Below are 3,055 nucleotides of genomic sequence, written 5' to 3'. Positions count from 1 at the left end.
TGATCTGACCTTTGTGGTAAAACTCCATCATGGCCACAAGCGAATGTTGCACCAACGGTCCGCCCGATGGCGCCTTGAAATAACTGTTTTGCTTTTCAGCCAATGTGTGCGGGGCGTGGTCGGTGGCAATCACATCCAGCCGGTTGTCGAGCATTGCGGTAAACAGCGCTTTACGATCGGATTCACTTTTAATGGCAGGATTCCATTTGATAAAATTTCCTTTTGTAGCATAATCCTGGTCATTAAACCAAAGGTGATGGACACACACTTCGGCAGTGATCTTTTTCTCTTTTAATGGAATATTATTGCGAAATAGTCCGGTTTCTATTGCTGTCGAAAGGTGCAGCACGTGCAGCCTTGTTCCGTATTTTTCTGCCAACTCGAAGGCCAGTGAAGAGGATTTGAAACAAGCCTCGGCGCTACGGATTTCTGGATGAGCGCTGATGGGAACAGCTTCGCCAAATTTTTCGCGAAACAAATTGATGTTATGGCGAATGGTGGTTTCATCTTCGCAATGCACGGCAACCAAACAGGGCGATTCTCTGAAAATACTTTCGAGCGTTCCCCTGTTATCAACCAGCATATTACCGGTTGAGGCGCCCATAAAAACCTTAACTCCGCAAACCTTTCTGGGATCAGTTTTGACTATTTCCGCCAGATTGTCGTTTGACGCCCCCATGTAGAAGGAGTAGTTAGCCAGTGATTTTTCGGAGGCGATCTGGTATTTTTCCTCCAACAATTCCTGGGTCAATGTGTTCGGAACGGTGTTGGGCATTTCCATAAAAGAGGTGATGCCGCCGGCCACCGCCGCTTTGCTCTCTGAATAAATATTGGCTTTGTGGGTCAGCCCGGGTTCGCGGAAATGCACCTGGTCGTCAATCACGCCGGGGATCACAAACATGCCGTTTACGTCAATGTAGTTGTAGTCGGGGTATAGTTTCGGGTCAAGGTCGGCAGAATGTTCGATGATTTTCTCGATAAGATTTCCCTTGATAAAAACCGAGCCGTTTTCAACCCGGCCTTCGTTGACTATAGTTGCGTTGGCGATGATGTGGTTCATATTCAAATCATATTAAATTAAACATTAGGAAATCCCTGTAATTCCTTTTCAAATTCCCGTTATGTCTCAAATTCACTGCTGGCAGAGACTACTTACATTTTGTCATGAAGAAAACAGCCACAGGTAATCTTAAACTTAAAGAGTTTTTTGCAAGTACAAGATGAGTTATTCAACAAGGGTTTTCAATCATTAAATATCCGTTTAATCATCTGCAAAATTTCAAGTTTGGAAATGTTCTCCTCCTCCGATTTATCATAAATCGTAATTAGAAAAATCTCTGTTCCGTTTTCCGTTAGCACTGTAAGATAAGTAATTACGCAAAAACCTCCACTTTTACCAGCTATTTTTTCGAGATTTTTTAGCCTGATTTTATAAATGTTTGAACCCAATGAAACTCCAATTCTTGGGTTGATCAATAATTCATTTTCAAGTAAAACTAAACTCTGAGTAATTGACGGAAATCTATGGGAAAGTTTCTTGTATTTCCTCTCAAATATTGAAGTCGGTGTTACCTTATTTGGCATTGATGATATCCTTCAAGGTTTTTCGCTCAACTTTTCCCTCTATGATATTTTTTACCTCAGTTAGGCCAATTTCAATCTCTTGTTTAAGTGATAAATTGTCCTCTTCATTCAGGGAACTAATGAATTTTATCAAATCAGGAATTTTATCCTCACTCAATTTGTAGGTTAAATGAGTTTTATTTGGATCACCAATTGAGATATTTACTTGTGGCATAATTCAATTTTTCAGCAAAGTTAAAACATTTCCCCTACTTCCTACTTATGCACCTTCCTCACAAAAGCTTCCACTTCGGGAATACCGCCCTGATAGACCAGGTAGCCATTGTATGGCTCGCGCTCGGTAATGTCGTCGTTGATTGGGGTGAGCATCAGCTTTTTCACTTCTTCCGGGTCCTCGGTTTGGCCAAGTGCCCAGCCCAGTTTGATAAAAGCAACTTCGGGCAACATGTTTCCTGTTGGGATGATCCCTTTGGCCATCATATCGCGGCCGGTGTCGTAAACAAACATATGCACATAGCCCCAGATTGTCTGCAATGTCATGAACATACTAACACCTTCGGCATGTGCACGTTCGATAGCCGGGTATAGCTCCTTGTTCACATGTCCCAGGCCGGTGCCTACAATCACAACACCTTTGTAACCCTGGTCAATAATGGCGTGCAGGATGTCGGGTTTCATGGCCGGATAATAATAGAGCATGGTCACTTTGTCGCTAAAATAGGGTTTGATGATCACATTGTTGTCCTTACGGCGGTGGTGGTAGTCTTTTTTGAGTGGGGTTAATCCTTTGCGGTTCACCATAGCCAGTGGAATATCGCCAATCGTTCTGAACGTTGACCTGTAGGATGAGTGCATCTTTCTTACCCGCGTTCCTTTATGAAGCAGTCCGTACTCATCGGATGTTGGCCCAAACATGCACACCATCACCTCGGCAATGTCACCGTGGCCGGCTGCAGTCGTGGCGTGCATCAGGTTGAGTGCGGCGTCGCTGCTCGGGCGGTCGGATGAGCGTTGTGATCCAACGAGGACGATGGGTACAGGTGGGTTTTGAACCATAAAAGTGAGCGCAGCGCCAGTATGATGCAAGGTGTCGGTTCCGTGTCCAATCACGATGCCATCCACTCCATTTTCAATCTCGCGCCCAATGGCTTTGGCTAATGCAATGTACTGTTTTGGACCCATGTTTTCGCTGAAAACGGCGAAGATTTTTTCGGTGGTCAGGTTGCAGATGTCGGCCAGCTCGGGAACGGCGCCGTACAATTCTCCCGGCGAAAATGCAGGAATTACAGCGCCGGTGCGGTAGTCGAGCCGGGAGGCAATGGTTCCGCCCGTTCCGAACAACTTGACATTCGGAAGGTTTTTGGTGTATGGAAACTCTTTTTCAGGGATTTTGTAGTTGGCTTTTTTGTAGCCGGTCTCCTCCATCTCGAGGATGGTTTTGATGTCAATCCCAATGTTGTAGCCGGTTGGA

The 3,055-nt window shown here is 45.0% G+C and carries 3 protein-coding genes; all 3 read right to left on the bottom strand.

Features of this window, described 5'->3' with window-relative positions:
* A partial coding sequence (locus tag IH598_12225) for a dihydroorotase (GenBank protein ID MBE0639276.1) occupies positions 1 to 1,060 on the bottom strand: 1,060 nt, incomplete at its 3' end.
* A gap of 513 nt (positions 1,061 to 1,573) precedes the next feature.
* Positions 1,574 to 1,798 carry a hypothetical protein gene (locus tag IH598_12220; GenBank protein MBE0639275.1) on the bottom strand — a complete coding sequence of 75 codons (225 nt, stop codon included), beginning with the start codon at positions 1,796 to 1,798 and terminating at the stop codon, positions 1,574 to 1,576.
* Between the two features lie 41 nt (positions 1,799 to 1,839).
* The coding region (gatD, locus tag IH598_12215; protein ID MBE0639274.1) for a Glu-tRNA(Gln) amidotransferase subunit GatD at positions 1,840 to 3,055 on the bottom strand (1,216 nt) is incomplete at its 5' end.

It is taken from the genome of Bacteroidales bacterium (assembly GCA_014860585.1).
Classification (GTDB): domain Bacteria; phylum Bacteroidota; class Bacteroidia; order Bacteroidales; family 4484-276; genus RZYY01.
This window is presented reverse-complemented; position numbering and strand designations above follow the sequence as displayed.